The sequence below is a fragment of the Methanobrevibacter sp. genome (assembly GCF_045646205.1).
Lineage (GTDB): Archaea > Methanobacteriota > Methanobacteria > Methanobacteriales > Methanobacteriaceae > Methanocatella.
The window spans coordinates 20,941-38,763 of record NZ_JAZRKF010000006.1 but is presented as its reverse complement, the minus strand read 5'-3'; the positions used below and the strand labels follow the sequence as shown (position 1 = coordinate 38,763).

The window sequence follows — 17,823 nt, the reverse complement described above, 5'->3', positions numbered from 1 at the left end:
AAATTTAGTTAAATTCCTCCGGTTCAACATTGTCATGTATGAATAGAATAACAATTAACAGCATTATAACTGCCAAAAATGCCATGGTCAGTGAAGTTTCACCAAATGCTGAAACTGAAACCCTATTATGGGCAAGAGTACCTCCTGCAAATAGTGCCAATATTACAACAGAAAGGGCAGAACCTATTGCACCGATAAGCTGTCTTACGGTAGTATTAATAGCTGTTGCATCTTCAATATTGCCTGACACTACACTGATAGTCCAGGTTACAATAGGCATTAAACCTAAACCTGCACCTATAGCCCTCAATATTTGGGTAAACATCATATAATTAATGCTTGAGTTAATATCATAAGTCATCATGACCAGATAGCCTGCAATGGTAAATAAACAGGAGATTATCAATATCTTTCTTACACCAAATTTATGGGCCAACATAGCACCAAGGAAATTAAATACAATCATTATGATTGTGGCAGGAAGGAGTACGATACCTGATTCCGTTGCAGAGTAATATGAAATACTTTGAACAAATAACGGCATGAGAACATTCAATCCACACATTGTAAAGTATAAAATTGCAGAAAACATAGTTCCAAAGAAGAAATATTTATTTTTGAAAATTCTTAAATCCAAAAGAGGAGCTTTAATATTGAATTGGCGTCTGCCAAATACAATTAACGCAACAGCACCTATAACAATTGGTAAAATAACATAAATTAAACTGAAACCATGACCTGCAATATTTGAAAATCCAAACATTAATCCGACACAACCAATAGTACACAATATTAATGAAGCGATATCCAGAGAGTAATCGCTTGTTTCAAATTCAAGTTTAACTCCAATTGCAGAGATTATAATCAGGATAAATGTTATGATTGAAAATATTAAAAATATTGGTCTCCAACCTGCTGTGTCGATTATAAATCCTCCTATAGTAGGTGCTAAAGCAGGAGCAATACCTATGATAAAACCAAATAACCCCATGAACATTTGCCATTTTTCCTTAGGAATTATTCTAAGAATTACAATTTGAGTAATAGGTAATAAAATACCCGCTCCAACAGCCTGTATGACTCTTCCTAAAATTAATACGTAAATTGAAGGAGCAACATATGAAATAATTGATCCTATCAAGAATAAAATAAGGCTGTAAACTATAATTTTTCTTATTTTAAATCTACGGGCAATAAATGCAGATGTTGGAATCATAACCCCTAAAACCAGCAGGAATGATGAATAAATCCACTGCGCAGTAGTAGAAGATACATGAAAATCTGCCATAATCCCCGTTAATCCTGTTGTAACAACAGTTTGAGAAGTACTTAAGAATGTTGTTGCAATAAGAAATATGATTAATGTTATATATTCTTTTGTTAACTTCATATAAATCCCTTAATTTATTTATTTGAGAAAATTATCTTATCATTTATTTTTACTTTCAATTACCGAATACCAGAAATTACTTGAATCATCATCGAATAATTCTTTAATAAGCTGATTTCTCTTTTTAGAGATTTCATCAAATTTTTCAGGATTATCTCTTTTAAAATCCTCTAGCATTTCATTAATTATTGAATTTAAACATGAATCAAAATCCTGTTTTTGACCATCATCCAAACAATCAAAAAGATCATAATCAATTGAAGGTTTTAAAACATGACTTCGACCCTTTTCAGTTAATTTAACAAGTAAAACACGTTTATCTTCATCTGATTGCTCTTTAACCGCAAAGCCGTTCTTTTCCAATTTTGTCAAAAGAGAATTTAATGCAGATATACTGATTCCCAAAATGATAGCCAAATTTTTAGTGGAAATGTTGTCTTTCCTTTTTAAAATAGCTAGAACCCTTCCCTGACCTCTAGAAAGATTATTCATTTCAGATTGGTTCATTTTACTTTTCTGTTCAAACATTTCATTGATAAAATACAGTTTATGAAATAAAATCTCATTCAAATATACCACATTCAATAAATTAATTTCCTCAAAATTTATTGCAAGTACTTGCAATACATTATAATTTATTAAATTACTGTGTAATAAATATATCATAAAAATGAAAAAAAGAGAAACTAAAAATAATTATTTAGTCCTATAAATAATTTAATATAAATGAACTAACATGATATGAACATGACAAAAGAAAATAAATGGAGATTAATCAAAATCCCCGTAATTTTGAGTTCCCGGTGCCTGACCAGGTTTAAAAGTATCTGAAGATGAACTGCCGGAATCAGAAGAACTACTTGAACTGGAAGAACTACTGGAACTAGAAGAAGAACTTCCTGAGCTTTGAGAATCTGATGAAGGGGAACCGGAAGAACTGCTACTTTGAGATTGCTGTGAATCAGTGTTTACATTATTTTGAACTGATGTATTGGTATGTGAATTATTTGTAATGTTTGTAGCACTGTCCTGATGAGTTATGGAAAAATTGCCAACATTCATCAGCAATACAACACCAGTGACCACAATAATAACAATGATTAAAATTAAAATTATTGCATTTTCCAATTTCATGTTTTTAACCTCCCATTAAATAATAAAATAATCCATTTATTGAAAATGAAGCTACTGACGGGACTTGAACCCGCAACCTCCGCCTTACGAGGGCGGCACACTGCCAATTGTGTTACAGTAGCATACTAATTAATATCTTTAATTAAAAAAATAAATAGTTTTCTGAAAAACAACTAAAATTCGAGTTTTTCAGAATTGAAGACATCAATCACAAGGTCTGTGGAAAGTAAATCTCCGATGTTTTGACCGAATTTAAGGAAATGATCTGTCTTCATGTGTTTTTGAAGGATTTCAAGGGATTCCCATTTTTCAACAAACATTAAAGAGTTATCAGAAGTATCTTCATATAGATTATAGTCAATATTGCCTTCTTCTGATTTGGAGTTTTCAATTAAATCCTTTGAAAATTCAATGATTTCATTTTTCGCATCATCATCTTTAGCTATTGCTTTTGCCAATACTATAATCATATTATCACAAATGAAATTAGTATAAAGTTGAAATTAACCACACTATTTTCTGGCCCTTCCAACTTTTCTAGCAATTACCATTTCTCCAACAGAAATTAGACCTGCAAAGAATTTTTCCAAACCTCCAGTTGCCCAGATAGCTTCTCCAAAAGTTGAATTCATAATACTTTCTTCATATTCCTCAGGAGATATCTTTTTACCAGTAGTCTTTTTGGAAACCAAAGCTGAAGCAGCCATTAACTCTTCCCAGGTTACTCCTTTCAGCTGATTTTGCATAGCCTTATACAATTTTGATACTTTGATATCATAAAGTTCAGACAACAATTCAACGATATCACAGGCACGAATCATTCCTATAACCTGATTATCGTCATTAATAACAGGTACGGTAACAAATTTATTGTTTGCCGTTAATAGCACTGCAAGTCTTGCAGGCGCATCTTCATGAATAGTGGTAATCTCTTCATAAGAACTCATGATTTCATTAATTTTCTCGTTTCCTTCTCTTAAACCTCTAGTTATGTCAAATGAAGTGACCCATCCAACTAATTGCTTATTGTCATTTACAACAGGACAGGTAAATCTTCTGATTTCTTCCATGACTTTTGAGACTTCAACAACACTGTCTTCACAGTTTAAATATACAAATTCTTTATCCATTAACTCTTTAGCTTTCAAAACAAATCCTCCTATTCAATTTCTACACGTTGTAGTGCTCCTACTGGACAATGGTTAGTACATTCGACACAACGAATACACTTATCATTATCTAAAACTACCTCTCCATCCTCTAGCCATATCGCTTCAACAGGACAATTTTCTTCACACAAATAACAGTTAACACACAAATCATGGTTAACGTCAATTCTTCTTACATGAACTATCGGCCCCATTATCCTATCTAATGCAATGGCATTATCATTTTTTGAGATTTCAACACAGGCACTGCATCCAATACATAATTTCTTATTGATATAAGGGTATAACGTATCTTCATCTAAATCAATTCCTGTATCAACGCCCAGATTCTCAAAAAATTCTTTAAATTCTAAAGTAAATGCATTGGTTGGACATAAATCCGCACAATCCTGCCAGTTATTGTCTTGAGAGTAATCAATTTCAATTTCATTCATTCTTACGACTCTGTGAGGACAGCGGACATTGTTCAAACTGTATTCTATGAAATCATTTTCACTTTCACCATCATAATCAACTACATTTTTAATCAATTTAATAGCTGAAACAGGACATGTTTGAACACAGATTTCACATTTAACACATCTGTCAGTGATTTTAGCCAATCTAAATATATTGGCCGGATCAATAGCACCTACCGGACATGTACCAACACAAGTATTACATCTTACACATTTTGGTGCAACAGCAATAATTTCCTCTTCAGCGTGAAAACTATCCAATTCAAACTGGAAATCATCACCGTCATCATCTAGTTCAACAGATTTCAAAAGAACTTCACGTTCCAAATTTTTCATCTGCTTGATAAACGACACATTCATATTAATACCAACCTATGTAACTTTTTAAACGTCAATAAATTCTTTTAACTCATTTAATGTAGGGAATTTATCCATCCCAAAACCTTCAATAGCTTTGCTAGCTACCCAATTACCAATTTCGCATGACTTTTCTAAACTGTAATCATTCAGATAAGCGTATAAAAATCCGCTGTTGAAACTATCTCCTGCACCTGTAGTGTCAACAACATCACATTCAAATACACCAACATCACACTCTTCATTATTATTACAGGCATAAACGCCTTCAGAACCTCTTTTAACAACAACAATACCAATTCCATCATTTAAAAATTCTTTTGCCAACTGTTGATATGAGGTTTCTTCATCGTTGAATAATAATCTTAATTCAGATTCATTTATAAGCAGGATATCGCATCTCTCCAATATAGGTTTTAGTTCATCCAAACCTTTTTGAACATACAGCATTCCCGGATCGAAACTCAAAACGGTATCATTATTTAAATTATTGATTAAATCGATTTGAGTCTTAAATGAATCTCCTACAAAGGAAGTATAGTGCATTATCTTACATCTCATGATGTTTAAAGTATTGATTTCATCAATGACGATGTCGTCATTAACTCCTGAGTCAACATAAAGACACCTGTCACCTGAAGCATCGACAAATCCCAGACATTTACCTGTACTTCCTTCATCAGCATAAATCAAATTATTTGAGAAAACTCCATTCATAGCCAAGTTATATTCTATTAACTCCCCATCATCATCTTCTGCAATCTTTCCAATGATGGAGGTAGATACTCCCAATTTTGATAATCCAACTATGGTATTTGCTGCTGAACCGCCAGGAGTGTCCTGACTGCTTTTAATAAAGCTTTCCTCATCAGCTCCCGCAATGTTTTCAACAGAGTATAGCTTATCCACATTTAGGGCTCCAAATCCTATAACTTCTGCATTTAAATCGTCGTCAAATATTTCCATATTAAAACCTTATTTTAACACATCTAATAAATTATAAATTTTATCTCCAAGCTTACCGTCAAAATTACCTGCAGATATTCCGATTACCCCATCAACGTCGATGGCTGCATCAATTCCAACTTTTAAAGCTTTAAACATTGATTCCACATCAGTGGCATTAATAACTATTTCAGGAATATAATTAACATTATCTTTAACTTTGGACTCGGAACCTAAACGTTCTTTTAAAGACGGACAGTAATAATGATTTGTTGTAGGTCCGATTTCAGGATAATTTGTTTCAGGTTTTGAAGCTGCTGAACAAACGTCAAATGGTGTTGTTGCACCTTCAACTTCCATTATTGCATTAATGACTGCATCTCCTGCAGTAAGTACTGCTTCGGGAGTTTCACAAAGATACCAGAAGTTACCTCCCATTATTCCATCATTAATTTTAAATTTTTCTTCAATCTGAAAATCAGGTACTGCAATAGGCACATTAATCATGCGACGGCCATATTCTTCAACAATCCATTCCCATCCATCACCGCAATGGCCTACAATGTCCATCATTTCAATATAATCATCACTGTCGCCATCAGAGTAGTCGAATATGCGTGTAAACGGTTTGACCAGCACATCCTGTCTTAAACGATAGGACAATTCAAATGCGAATTTTTCTTTATCATCTCCACCTAACCAGTATTGCACTACAGCACCAAAACGGCCGTCAGGAGTTTCATCCTTATCTAAAAATCCTTCAACGCCACCTTCTACTCTGCCAATGACTGCACTTGGAGTGGAGGTGGAGTCGTATGCTGCTCTTTTAACAATTTCTTCAGTCGGGCCAGTAATCAAAGCTCTTACATATTTACCTTCAAAAGCTTCAAAAAAGGTATCTTCAACTTTATCATAATTCATTTTATCCAAGTCCTCCTATATCTTCTCCACGAATGTTATTTCGCATATAGACACTTTCTTTTAATATTTCATTATAGTTATCTTCGTTAATAATTTTAATAATAGGATAATCCTCATCATCAAAGACTTCAAAGAATTTTAATGTGATTTCTTCTTTTATTTTGTACTCATCAAAGAGTTCTTTTAAATCATCTTGTGAATTGTAATCATTAATGAATTGTAAAACTTTATTTCTATCATTATCTGCATAAACATTAGCAATTACTGCTGTAGCTACTGCACTTGGTGAGACTATGGCTATTTCAGCCACTTTAAGAGGATATTCATTACCATTGAATGAAATGGATATGCCGTTGTTTTTGCGTGCAAACTGCAAGGGTTCCACATCAGTAATGCTGTCTCCAATGTAGAGCATCTCATTAACGTCAATATGATCCTTTTCAATTATATCGTCAATGGCCAGTTTCTTACCTAAACCTCCGACAACGTCAATTTCCTTAATTTTTTCGTAAATGCCCATTTTTGGAATCTCTTTAAAGAATATCTCATCAAACAATTCATAGTCTTCGGGATTGTCAAGAATTTGATTTTTATATTCTGCAACTTTAGCTGATTCTTCGTCATTTAAGGATAGACTATCTATATCAACTTTTGTATAATATGTATTTTCAAATGGAAATTCCATATAATTGGATAGTGCTTCAATATATTGGCCATAACTTGTACTGACTATGTAAGAATTCATAGCTTCCTTCAAGTATTTTAACAGGAATTTTGAATCCCTGATGGCATAGATATTGTTTTTTGAAAAATCAATCAAATCCTGATTTTTTAGATTTTCAAGAACAAAAAACGGTAAAATAAATTTTAACGTATTCCCCACTTTGTAACCTTCTTTTTTCACTACATCAGCAAGATAATCATCATACAAACTGAGAATCTTAAATAGCTCATCCCCATTTTCTATAAAATGAGCACACATTTCAAATGCGTTATCATTAAGGGTCAATGGACCTTCACAGTCTGTAATAAAAGATTTTTCCAACATCAAGTCACCTAAAGTTAATTATTCTTATGGAATCAACAGGACAAATTGCTTCACATGTTCTGCAGTAAATACACTTATCTTCAATGAATTCCACATGACCATCTCCCGGAACCAATGCATCGGTCGGACAGTTTCTCACACAGATTTCACATGCCTGACATTTGGTTGTGGATATGGATAAATCGCCTTCTCTTTGCTTATAAAGATAAGATCTTGCATAATATAAGTTAGAGTCCTTACTATAATAATAATCATCATAAGCACCGATAGCATCAAATTGGCACTGTTCTACACATTTTCCACAGTACACACAATTGTCATTGATTGTGATTGGATTAGGACCATTAAGTTCAATTGCTTCAACAGGACAGACATTATAACATTCCCCGCAGGCAAGGCATTTCTTAGTATAAACCTCAATGTTTCTATCCATCAGATAAGAACCGAATAGTTCATCAAAATCATTTAGTTCGATGCTTGAATCTAAAACAACACCCAATTCCTTTTCCATCTGAGTGTTTACTTTACATTCAATGAAGTTTTCAAAGTTCTGATCATCAAATTCTAAAGACATTGAAGTAGCAACTCTTTTCAATACAGAATTTAAACTTATCAAATCAAGAGATAACCTTTTCATGTCATTATCGACAATGCTTGAAACAATATCAAAGGATTTGATTTCACTATACATTTTATATGCCTTTTTACGTGAAGCATATCTTATTGCACCTGAAGGACAGGAATGCATACACTCCTCACATCTTGCACAGTATCCAGGATTTATATAAGGCAGCTTATTTGTTCTTGCAACATTTATTGCACCTGTTGACGGACAAACCCTTGTACATGTCATACAGCCGATACACTTATCCTGATTAACGACAATTGCCTTTCCTCCCTTAACAGTCTTCGGAAGCAATTGACCATATTTGATTGCATCAGTAGGACATACCCTAAAGCAGTATCCGCAGCGAACACAGGTATCCTTATCGATTTCACTGTGGGGAGGATTGTTTCCATCATTGAAAATATGGATAGATCCGTTTTTACATGCCTGAACACATGCTCCGCAAGCCTTACATAACTTAATGTTAATGTTTGGAACTTCCTCTTTGATTGGAGGATCCATTTGAACATCCAAAGTAATTGCATCGTATGGACATGCATTACGGCATAAAACACAGCCGAAACAGGTGTTTTTAATTTTAACAAGACCCTCAACATCATCCATATAGATTGCATCAATAGGACAGGAGTCAAGACATGGCTTATCTGCACAATCCTGACATTTGGTCTGATTAATTAAATAATCAACATCAACGTGCCTCAATGGCCTTGGAGTTTTAGTATAACTATCAATCATGACACTCACTCCATTAAAATCTCCTCATTTAAATTAGATGCTTTCACAGTAGTATGAATAATTCTATCATCTCCAAGTGAGAATTTAGCAATAAAGTATTTTATTACTGAGAAAGGACATGTCTGGTAACATATACTGCATCTTAAACATCTATCTTTGTCTCTAACAATCGTATCTTCTTTTTCATCAAATGAAATACACTTGGTTGGGCAATCCGGAATACATAACTGACATTTTTTACATTTACTTTTATCCCAATCAATAATCCTGATTTTAAGTCTGTTAACAGCATTGGAAATGATTTCAAAACTGATTTCCTCATCAGGAATGATTTTAAGTGCTTCATCCCAAATGTCATCCAAAGGAACGTCATACTGAAGCAGGCTGTCTTTTTCAAGAGCCCTTAAATCTTCCTCCTTGGAATTAATGTAGTCTTCCAGGTAATTAACTGTCAAAAGAATCAAATCCTTCTGGTCCTGCAGGTTTTCAACAAACACTCCTTTCATTGCACCGTTAACCGGACAGACATCTATACATTCACCGCATGCAATACAGTTGAGCTGGTCAACGTGAAGCTTATCGTTAACAAGAGATATTGCATTAACAGGACATTTTTTCATACATTTCTTACATTTGATACATAAATAATCATCAACAATATATTGTCTTTTGGAAGGAATGATATTGAATTCAGGCTTTATCAAGTGATTGTGACCGCATTCCAAAGTTTTAGGTTCGGTCGGACATACTTCCGCACAGAATCCGCAGCGTATACATGCGCCGGGATAAATTTCAGGATAAGTCAGACCCTCACCGCTTTCATCATCTTTTTCACGAACAATTTTAATAGCATTAGGTGAAGGACAGGAAACCGTACATGCACCACAGCCAATACAATACTCCTTATTTACTTTAGGAAAATCCCTAAACCTTTCCGGTTTTTCTGCCAATTCAGGTAAAGATTTAGCATTTGTAAATGCATCTGCCCATGCCTTTCTTGCAAAATCATAAATATACCACATTAAAGATGACATTTACTTTACCCCACATACATCAGTTAAATAAGTTTTGCCGTGTTCATTTGTAACTGCAACTCTTTCAGCACAAGCGACACACGGATCACTTGAAGCATAAGTGGAAATAGCATCAGAAACTGAAGCCACATCCCTAATCATATATTTGGCACATGAATCCATATTCGGAATACTTGGAGTTCTGATTGAAATATGCTTAATCAAATTACCGTTGGTTTCAATTGTATAGGTAACTTCACCACGAGGAGCCTCGTTTCTCCATTGCGCATAACCAGATTTAAGCTCAACAGGGACACGAATATCTCCTTTAGGAATATTGTCAATAGCCTGTCTGATTAAACTAATGGATTCTGGAATTTCATCAAATCTATTTAAGGTTCTTGCGTAATTATCCCCTTCTTTTCTCCAGATAGTTTTAAAATCGAAATAATCCTTGTAAGTATAATGGTCTTCACGATAATCGTATTTGATTCCGGAACCTCTTCCGATAGGGCCGACTGCCCTTCCTTTAATAGCTTCTTTTTTGGTCATCACACCGACACCTTTACAACGAAGAGCTAATGCAGGACCTTCAGCAAACATTTCACGGGTTCTCTCGAAACCTTCTTCAATCTTTTCAAGATTTTCCAAAATAGGTTTGAAATGACGTTCATCAGCATCCATTTTGACTCCGCCAACAACATTCCAACCCATGTTAACCCTATTTCCAGTCAACAGTTCAATAGCATCCATTGCATATTCCCTCAATTCCAATACATGCATGAATAGAGTTTCATGGTCCATTGATTTGAAAAATGTTGAGTTTCCAAGAAAATGACTTTGAATTCTATCCAATTCATTAGTGATTACTCTTAAAAACTGTGCTCTAGGAGGAGCCTGGACCCCACAAATGTTTTCAATAGTTTCTGCGAATGTTTGGGTGTGTTCATAAGAACAGATTCCGCAGACCCTTTCTGATAAGTAAATACCTCTCTGCCATGTTTGACCTTCAATAATTTTTTCAATACCTCTGTGAACATAACCGTATTCAATTTCTGCTTTGACAACCCTTTCTCCTTCAGTTTGGAGTTTAAGTCTTATAGGCTCTTTTAAAGCAGGATGAATAGGACCAATAGGCATTATCATTTTTCTTCCCTCCCACGATCGGCAATAGCTTGAGGACCAACTGCAAGTATGGCTTCTAGAATTTCACTAGGCCTTGGAGGACATCCCGGAATTGCAGCATCAACAGGAATGAAATCGGAAGCAGGAGCATAAACGTGACCTCCTTCCTGATTAAATACATCTCCGGATTGCGGGCAGTTTCCAACAGCCACTACAACTTTTGGTTCAGGAGCCTTGTCGTAAACTCTTTTTAAATTTTCTCTCCATTGCTCGGTTACAGCACCGGTTAACAACAGAACATCAGCCTCACGAGGATTATTGTGAACATAAATACCGTATTGCTCCAAATCATATCTTGGAGACAATAAGGCAACAACTTCAACATCACATCCATTGCATCCTCCACAATTTACGATACAGACGTGAATTGAGCTTTTTCTCACAATGTCCTTAATTGAATCTAACATTTTCTCCCTCTTTATTTAGAATTTTTTATTAATGTGAATACTTCTTTTTGACCTTCTTTTAAAACATCAGAATAATCCTGACCATCCATTATCTTTTGCGCCAATCTTTCTTTAAGCTCGTCGGCATCTTCCTTGGTTATCAGTTCCAAAGTTCCTATAAACCAGCAGAGCCTTAAATCGGCATGTAATTTTTTAAGTAAACATTCATACTGTGAAGTTTCAAAGGTAGCATGAAATGCCAATAACTGAGACATGTCGAGCTTATCGAAAAAGACATGCTCCAATTCTTCAGTCGTACAGTCAAAATCTTTGGATAAAGGCTTTATGATATCCTTTTGACAGACATATGTTTTAACTATACGATCTTTCATTAATTCTAATTTTGCTTCATCATCCATTGAAATCACATCATACTATCAAGTGTAATACTAAATAAATAATAATAGCTACTGCCAAACCAATAGCCGTTTCTTTTCTTCCATAACCCGGTCTTTCACCCATGACAAAACCTGCCAGGAGAAATCCAATTCCTCCAAAAATCATATTACCTGAATTTAAACCTAAATTCCAACCAACAACAGAAATTATGCAGGTTTTAATATCCAACTTGCTATCAACTATATAAGGTTCGCCATGGAGCTTATAGCTGTATAATAATCCTAAAATGGAACCGACAACAAATGCAAGCAAATAAATTAAATATCTTAACATAATAATCTCCTTAAATTGGTTTGTAAAGTAATATAAATGAACATACAATTACTATAAAAGTTACGAAAAACATTATTTTTTCTATATTCTCAATCTTGTGTGCAAAATTACCTTTATTAGTCATCAATACAAGAATAGCTAAAATTATTCCCAAAATTGGAATTGGCGCTAAAAGTGTGGAATGAAGAAGCGTTGCAAGCAATCCCACTACAATTATACCGATTGCAACCAATGAAGTTAAATATACAATGACTTTTTGTGAACTCATCTTATCCCCATCCCTAAATTAATATCATTAAAACTGTTCCAACAAAACATACCGCTCCAATAGTTATCTGAGTCATTACGGAATGATTCGGATTCAAAATTGGAGTTACCGCATTGATAAATCCTGTAATGAATGTTATTGCAAGCATTCCAATAAGATAACCGACAGCAGTTAACGGTCCGAAGAATATTGTTAGGAAAACCCACAACATCACATACCATGAAATGGACTCTGAAAACATTATGAATCCTCTTAAAAATCCAAAGTGCTCTGTTTCAAAACCTGAGATTAATGCTTTGTCTTTTGTTATTCCAAATGGAGAGTATGGAGATTTTGATAACAATAACAAGAAAAACATTATAGCTGCAAGAGGTATTGAAAATGCCAATGGACCATTTGCTGACTGATAACTGATAATATTTCCTATATTCATTGAACCTGTCTTTAAGTAAACAAGAACAATTGCTGCAAATAATGGTAGTTCAGTTGCTGCTGATAAAACAGCCCTTACACAACTTGCTTTTCCATAAGGTGAACCGGAACTTGATCCTGAGTTATGCTCCACAATTTTATAAACTGCATAAACACCGAATAAGATTAAAAGTGAATCTTTAGAAACCGGACCTACAATTACACCCACAATCCAAACAGCAGCCAATATAAATACAATACCTATATAAAAGGGCATTGACACTGTTTTTGGAAATGCAGTTTCCTTAAAGAAGAATTTTAAGGAATGCAACAGGTGCTGTATAATAGGTGGACCTGGCCTTTTCTGAACACGTGCCATTATTTTTCTATGCAAACCTAAAAGCAGGCTTCCTGCAAGGAATGCAATAATTACATTAATTAAAATATCTGCCATTAAATTCATAATACCACTAATATCCAGTAAACGGTTCTTTCACCCTTTCTTCCACATCTTCCGCTCTAGGTTTGGCCATTGTAAGCAGACCAAATGATAAAACCCAAAGTGGAATACCAATAATAGCTACTGAATAAACAATCCATGCTTCAAGGTTAACAACCAAGCAAGCCAGAATAGCTATTGTTGATATAATTAATAATATAATACATAAAGTTTTATTTACCATACTCCCACTACCATAATACCAATAATAATATTTCAACAGCTCTTACAATAATAAACAAAGAACTTAAGTGAATAATAACAATGAACGGAGAACCGGGTGTTCTAAACATTTCCGCCTTACTTGCGAAAAATGGTGCTACACCGCTTTCACCCAATATACCGAGTAACATTAAAACCGCACCAAAGACAACCATTGGAGTTGCAGACATCTGTGATAATACTGCAAGGCTTAATGTTCCGGTTGATGCAAGAATGATTGATGCTCCACCGAATAAAGGTAAACTGCACATCATTGCAATTAAACCGTACTGATATGCTGAGTTTAAAACCGTGGTTTGTTTAACAGCTGAAACGATACCGATATTTAAAATACCTATTAATGCCATGAATAATGTGAAGTTAAACAAATCACCGGTAAGCATTGCTCCGGCAGAAGCAATACCACAAATCACCGCTAAAAATCTTCTTTGTTTGAATTCTTTCTTGCCCACTTTAACATCAGTGTTTGAAAGTTTCATAAATGTTGCTTCAACCTGTGTTTCTGTTTTACTTATTGCAATTAAAAGAGTAAATACTAGCAATACTGCAAATAAGAATAAACTAAGTGGCGTGATATATAATACGATATCACCCAATGGTATTGTACCGAATAAATTTCCTCCAAGTGTACCAAAATCCATTTTACCACTACTCCTTATCAATGTCCTCTCTCATAAGTAGCCCAATTAAACCAACTTTTGAAGCTACTTTTAATAATAAACCACAAGCTGCCAAGAATAAACTAAGTATCCACAAACCAGGAGCGACAAAGAATAATGCAAATCCTATAATCCATAAACACCATGCAATACCAGAAACACCAGCAATTCCATCAATTACTAAAACAGGAAGTCCTCTTGCCTTTTTGGATAATGCATATAAAACAATTCCCCCACCTGCAACAGCACCACCAGTAAATCCTGTCAGGAATATGCCGTAAGCTATTAACACCAAAGCTATAAAATTAGGTGCAGTAGTCATTATTTCCATATCCAAAGCAAAAGGCTGTGGGAATAGGGAAGTTGACTTAGTAAGGTTTCTTCTTGGGTCTGCTTCTATCTTATGCATTTCTCTTGAAAGCAATATTTCTGAAATAGCCAAAGTTTCTGCAAGCTCAACTACCAGACCAGGCAATATTAATGCCTCTGCCAAATCAGTACCTACTGCAGATACTACAAAAATCATTGCAAGGCCAATCAAATCGGTTAAGATAAGAATATGAATCTCTTCTCTTCTCATTGCTATTGCCATTGATCCTATAAAACCTACAATCAAACCGGCGTAAATGGCCGGCAGATACATTGAAATAAATTCAGCAGGAACATGAGGAGGTATGAAAACCATCAGTTATCCCTCCTTAACTGTTTGGCTCTTGCCTTTTCATCGTTGATTTTAACCTCACGTGCAAGGTTTGCAGAGTCATTTGCTGCCTTTTTAAGGTCTTTTTCAATGTCTCTTCTGTTCATTGTATAATTAACAGTTAACCATGAGGCAATGATAAATGCCATCATCAATATTGAAGACTCTAAAATTGTATCGAATCCTCTAGTATAATACAGTACTTCATCAATAAGTCCACCAGGAGATGAATAGATAGACGTACCGAAATACGGAGATATTGATGATACCCATTCAGCCAAAGGAGACATGTAAGCAGTAATCATTCCCAATTCCTTGGAATTTTCAGGGTATTGGGCATGAATGATTCCAGGCTCTTTTAATATTACGCCACCCCTGTCATAAGGTGCGATTGGAAGACCTTCATCAATTTGCTCCTGAGGAGCCGGTCTTGTGTATAACTGATCAGGATTTAAAGCCATAGGGACAACAAAACCCACAATCAAAATGATTCCCAAGCAGAATGCAAAGAGGCGAGGAACATTTTTTGGGTCAGCCAGTTTATTCCAAATTCTTCCAATCTTCATACGTCTGCCCCCATTTCTTCTAAACGAATAATAGCTCTAAATAAGATTAAAGTAATAATAACCGTTGTTGCAACCAGTGTCAATAAAGCTAAAACATGATTATATGAAAGCAATACCAGACATACACCGATAGATGCCACTTCAGTATTGAATGTTCTGACAATAGGATCTTTAACTCCAGGACCCCATGCGGTAGCCAAACTACCTACAATAGCTAAAACAATTCCGAAATAGAAAAATAACTGAACACTAATCATGTATCTCACCACTTTCTACTTTTTTAGCTCTAATCTCTTTGATTTTAACAATAGCCATTATGAATACCAATGTTGACAATGGACCTGAGAGTGAAACAAACAAGGCCACATCAAGGTACTTGAATAACACTACAGTCAGTAAAAAACCTGCATCAAGGATAGAAAACATTATAACTTTATCCATAGGTTTTTTAAGCAAAATGATACCTAAAGCACCAATAACCATTAACGCAATTGCAATTATAGATACTACAAACTCCATATAATCCCCTCAGTCTAAAAGTATCTCCTCATCTAATTTTTTTAATGTGTATGCAATTGCATTTGCACTGATTGTAGAGCATATAAAGAATGCCGCTGCAACTATAAGGGCAAATGGCGTATTGATTACAAGGGCAATAAGTGCAGACACACCGAAACCGATAACGTTCAGATACAATAATCTCTCTGCCCTGTTTTTAGTTATCAATGCCCTCAATGATACAAATATTAAAATTACACCAATAATTTCCACATACATAAATATCACTCTTTAGCATGTCTATTAAATTTTTCAGCTATCTTACCAAGAATGATAGATGCTCTAACTTGATCGATACCTTGGATAGTCAATATTGCAATAACCATACCTACAATGAACATTTCAGGAGTTAATCCGATAAATGAGAATATAAAAATAAGTAGCGTAGCAGTTAATGATCCGACAGTTCCAGCATAACCAGGATCAGCACATAATCTGTTTCCAATCAAAACTAAAAATGCTGCAATAATACCTCCAGGAATACCCAGAAGCAGATATCCAATAGATGCCATTAATGTACCGGCAGATGCGTCCGGAGAACATAAGATGTTTCCCTGGAAAAATCCACCAGCAATATCTCCATTTCTTTTCTTAATTGATTCACCTATAATACGAGCCCCTTTAACTCCCGGCTGTTCTGGAAGTCCGAAATAAGTATCAACAATTACAAAATTCAACCAACATATAATTGTTGCAAGTATTATTCCAATAATCTCATTCATTTATATCCTCCCCCTCACTTGGAGCTGGAAATATGTAATAAAATAAATACTTTACGAACAAAGCAGAACAAACACCAATAATTACAGCGAGTAAAAGTCCATTAAATGCAAAAGTGTAATTTAAAACTAAAAACAATGAAAGAATACCTATTGCAAAAATTGGAGTTGGATAAATCGCACTAACATCAAAGGAATACCTGTCAGAAGGTATCAGCGGAACTTTTAAGATTAATGCAATTATGATAGATACAATAATAGCTACAATATAGGCTAGAATTATATCAAAATAACCGATTGTTATATTAGCAAGACCATAAACATTAGCAATTGATGCTGAGTTTACGGTAAAATGAACTAACTCAAACATATTAAGACTCCCTCTTATATTATAATATATAAATTTATAATCGAAAAAATATATAAATGTTATGACTTAAAAATTATAAATAAAAGCATTAATAAGGTTAAATTAATAAAATAAGATTTTTTAAAGATTTATAAAATATATTAACTCGTTTTTAATTAATTGATTAAATTTTATATGTTAATCTATGAGTATGGTTAAAATAAAGCGCATTACAGTTAATATGAATAAATAAAGTTAAAAAAAAAGTTAAAAATTTAGTGGAATCCGCATCCACTGCAGGTTTCACATTTTTCTTCCTCTAAAGGATTATACTGTTTATCCTCTTGTAAAGTAGCTGAAATGAAATATTGATCCATTTCGTTTTTATTTTTTAAAACAGGTGAAAGTCCTTTGAATTCACATCTGATGTCGCCAGTTCCACCAATATCTACAAGAATTGGTTCACCTATTTTGAATCTTTTAAAGTAACCTTCAACCTCATCCTTCAAATCTCCAGGAATTCTGAAATTAAAAGATAAAATATTATTTTCTTTCATTTTTAAACCAACATATTTTTGGTCTATTTCATAATTTAATCCTAATTGTTTTTTGAATATAACATTATTACCAATATCTGATGTAGACATAATTATAATCTCCGAAATATTTTAGTTACATTAAGTTAGTTTTTTATAATATATAAATATTATAGACAAAGCAAACCGGATTTCACAAGTCCAGCTAAAAAAATAAGTATACTAAAACTCCAAT

General features: G+C 34.1%; 27 protein-coding genes and 1 tRNA gene. All 28 read right to left on the bottom strand.

Translation table 11 applies throughout. The features are described from left to right. Positions 1-4: 4 nt before the first annotated feature. The 28 genes from ACKI44_RS01545 to ACKI44_RS01410 all read right to left on the bottom strand — a co-directional run bounded on the left by ACKI44_RS01545 (position 5) and on the right by ACKI44_RS01410 (position 17,699). Positions 5-1,390, bottom strand: coding sequence for a DHA2 family efflux MFS transporter permease subunit (locus ACKI44_RS01545; RefSeq protein WP_407420947.1), 1,386 nt, complete (start codon positions 1,388-1,390; stop codon positions 5-7). 39 nt (positions 1,391-1,429) lie between these two features. Beyond that, a complete protein-coding gene (locus ACKI44_RS01540; protein ID WP_407420946.1) occupies positions 1,430-1,918 on the bottom strand; it encodes a MarR family transcriptional regulator in 489 nt (162 codons plus the stop codon). A 243-nt stretch (positions 1,919-2,161) separates the two neighbouring features. Continuing rightward, a complete protein-coding gene (locus tag ACKI44_RS01535; RefSeq protein ID WP_407420945.1) occupies positions 2,162-2,524 on the bottom strand; it encodes a hypothetical protein in 363 nt (120 codons plus the stop codon). Between the two features lie 49 nt (positions 2,525-2,573). Next, positions 2,574-2,646, bottom strand: a tRNA-Thr gene (locus ACKI44_RS01530). A gap of 51 nt (positions 2,647-2,697) precedes the next feature. Then, the gene (locus ACKI44_RS01525; RefSeq protein ID WP_407420944.1) at positions 2,698-2,994 is read right to left on the bottom strand and encodes a putative quinol monooxygenase; all 297 of its coding nucleotides are present in this window, start codon (positions 2,992-2,994) and stop codon (positions 2,698-2,700) included. Positions 2,995-3,036: 42 nt separating this feature from the next. Next, the gene (locus ACKI44_RS01520; RefSeq protein ID WP_407420943.1) at positions 3,037-3,672 is read right to left on the bottom strand and encodes an HPP family protein; all 636 of its coding nucleotides are present in this window, start codon (positions 3,670-3,672) and stop codon (positions 3,037-3,039) included. 11 nt (positions 3,673-3,683) lie between these two features. Then, positions 3,684-4,511 (bottom strand): 4Fe-4S binding protein, encoded by an 828-nt coding sequence (locus ACKI44_RS01515; protein WP_407420942.1) that lies wholly within the window; start codon positions 4,509-4,511, stop codon positions 3,684-3,686. Between the two features lie 24 nt (positions 4,512-4,535). Next, a complete protein-coding gene (locus ACKI44_RS01510) occupies positions 4,536-5,474 on the bottom strand; it encodes a carbohydrate kinase family protein (protein WP_407420941.1) in 939 nt (312 codons plus the stop codon). Positions 5,475-5,483: 9 nt separating this feature from the next. Further along, a complete protein-coding gene (locus ACKI44_RS01505) occupies positions 5,484-6,374 on the bottom strand; it encodes a formylmethanofuran--tetrahydromethanopterin N-formyltransferase (protein ID WP_407420940.1) in 891 nt (296 codons plus the stop codon). A 1-nt stretch (position 6,375) separates the two neighbouring features. Next, entirely contained in the window at positions 6,376-7,422 is a 1,047-nt protein-coding gene (locus ACKI44_RS01500; protein ID WP_407420939.1) for a hypothetical protein, read from the bottom strand. Positions 7,423-7,426: 4 nt separating this feature from the next. Continuing rightward, a complete protein-coding gene (locus ACKI44_RS01495; RefSeq protein WP_407420938.1) occupies positions 7,427-8,794 on the bottom strand; it encodes a 4Fe-4S binding protein in 1,368 nt (455 codons plus the stop codon). Next, positions 8,791-9,819, bottom strand: a complete 1,029-nt coding sequence (locus ACKI44_RS01490) for a 4Fe-4S binding protein (protein WP_407420937.1) — start codon at positions 9,817-9,819, stop codon at positions 8,791-8,793. Before ACKI44_RS01490 ends, ACKI44_RS01495 begins: the two co-directional genes overlap by 4 nt. Beyond that, positions 9,820-10,944 carry a nickel-dependent hydrogenase large subunit gene (locus ACKI44_RS01485; protein ID WP_407420936.1) on the bottom strand — a complete coding sequence of 375 codons (1,125 nt, stop codon included), beginning with the start codon at positions 10,942-10,944 and terminating at the stop codon, positions 9,820-9,822. Beyond that, positions 10,941-11,390 carry an NADH-quinone oxidoreductase subunit B family protein gene (locus ACKI44_RS01480; RefSeq protein ID WP_407420935.1) on the bottom strand — a complete coding sequence of 150 codons (450 nt, stop codon included), beginning with the start codon at positions 11,388-11,390 and terminating at the stop codon, positions 10,941-10,943. The genes ACKI44_RS01485 and ACKI44_RS01480 overlap by 4 nt, the downstream gene beginning before the upstream one ends. A gap of 11 nt (positions 11,391-11,401) precedes the next feature. Then, positions 11,402-11,788, bottom strand: coding sequence for a DUF1959 family protein (locus ACKI44_RS01475; protein ID WP_407420934.1), 387 nt, complete (start codon positions 11,786-11,788; stop codon positions 11,402-11,404). 10 nt (positions 11,789-11,798) lie between these two features. After that, positions 11,799-12,101, bottom strand: coding sequence for an energy-converting hydrogenase subunit EhaL family protein (locus tag ACKI44_RS01470; RefSeq protein WP_407420933.1), 303 nt, complete (start codon positions 12,099-12,101; stop codon positions 11,799-11,801). A gap of 10 nt (positions 12,102-12,111) precedes the next feature. Further along, on the bottom strand, positions 12,112-12,369 hold the full coding sequence (locus ACKI44_RS01465; RefSeq protein ID WP_407420932.1) for a hypothetical protein: 258 nt from the start codon (positions 12,367-12,369) through the stop codon (positions 12,112-12,114). A gap of 13 nt (positions 12,370-12,382) precedes the next feature. Continuing rightward, on the bottom strand, positions 12,383-13,243 hold the full coding sequence (locus tag ACKI44_RS01460; RefSeq protein WP_407420931.1) for a respiratory chain complex I subunit 1 family protein: 861 nt from the start codon (positions 13,241-13,243) through the stop codon (positions 12,383-12,385). A gap of 7 nt (positions 13,244-13,250) precedes the next feature. Beyond that, on the bottom strand, positions 13,251-13,463 hold the full coding sequence (locus ACKI44_RS01455; RefSeq protein ID WP_407420930.1) for a DUF788 domain-containing protein: 213 nt from the start codon (positions 13,461-13,463) through the stop codon (positions 13,251-13,253). 7 nt (positions 13,464-13,470) lie between these two features. After that, on the bottom strand, positions 13,471-14,142 hold the full coding sequence (locus ACKI44_RS01450) for a hypothetical protein (RefSeq protein ID WP_303736073.1): 672 nt from the start codon (positions 14,140-14,142) through the stop codon (positions 13,471-13,473). A gap of 7 nt (positions 14,143-14,149) precedes the next feature. Continuing rightward, positions 14,150-14,845 (bottom strand): EhaG family protein, encoded by a 696-nt coding sequence (locus ACKI44_RS01445; protein ID WP_407420929.1) that lies wholly within the window; start codon positions 14,843-14,845, stop codon positions 14,150-14,152. After that, positions 14,845-15,426, bottom strand: a complete 582-nt coding sequence (locus tag ACKI44_RS01440) for an EhaF family protein (protein ID WP_407420928.1) — start codon at positions 15,424-15,426, stop codon at positions 14,845-14,847. The genes ACKI44_RS01445 and ACKI44_RS01440 overlap by 1 nt, the downstream gene beginning before the upstream one ends. Beyond that, the gene (locus tag ACKI44_RS01435; RefSeq protein ID WP_303736076.1) at positions 15,423-15,683 is read right to left on the bottom strand and encodes an EhaE family protein; all 261 of its coding nucleotides are present in this window, start codon (positions 15,681-15,683) and stop codon (positions 15,423-15,425) included. Before ACKI44_RS01435 ends, ACKI44_RS01440 begins: the two co-directional genes overlap by 4 nt. Continuing rightward, positions 15,676-15,945, bottom strand: a complete 270-nt coding sequence (locus tag ACKI44_RS01430; RefSeq protein WP_407420927.1) for a DUF2108 domain-containing protein — start codon at positions 15,943-15,945, stop codon at positions 15,676-15,678. Before ACKI44_RS01430 ends, ACKI44_RS01435 begins: the two co-directional genes overlap by 8 nt. Before the next feature lie 9 nt (positions 15,946-15,954). After that, positions 15,955-16,203 (bottom strand): DUF2109 domain-containing protein, encoded by a 249-nt coding sequence (locus ACKI44_RS01425; protein ID WP_296797679.1) that lies wholly within the window; start codon positions 16,201-16,203, stop codon positions 15,955-15,957. Between the two features lie 5 nt (positions 16,204-16,208). Further along, positions 16,209-16,706: a hypothetical protein gene (locus ACKI44_RS01420; RefSeq protein WP_407420926.1), complete on the bottom strand. Its 498-nt coding sequence runs from the start codon at positions 16,704-16,706 to the stop codon at positions 16,209-16,211. After that, positions 16,699-17,073, bottom strand: a complete 375-nt coding sequence (ehaA, locus tag ACKI44_RS01415; RefSeq protein WP_407420925.1) for an energy-converting NiFe hydrogenase A subunit EhaA — start codon at positions 17,071-17,073, stop codon at positions 16,699-16,701. The genes ACKI44_RS01420 and ehaA overlap by 8 nt, the downstream gene beginning before the upstream one ends. Before the next feature lie 254 nt (positions 17,074-17,327). Then, complete coding sequence (locus tag ACKI44_RS01410) at positions 17,328-17,699, bottom strand: hypothetical protein (RefSeq protein ID WP_407420924.1); 372 nt, start codon at positions 17,697-17,699, stop codon at positions 17,328-17,330. Positions 17,700-17,823: the final 124 nt, after the last annotated feature.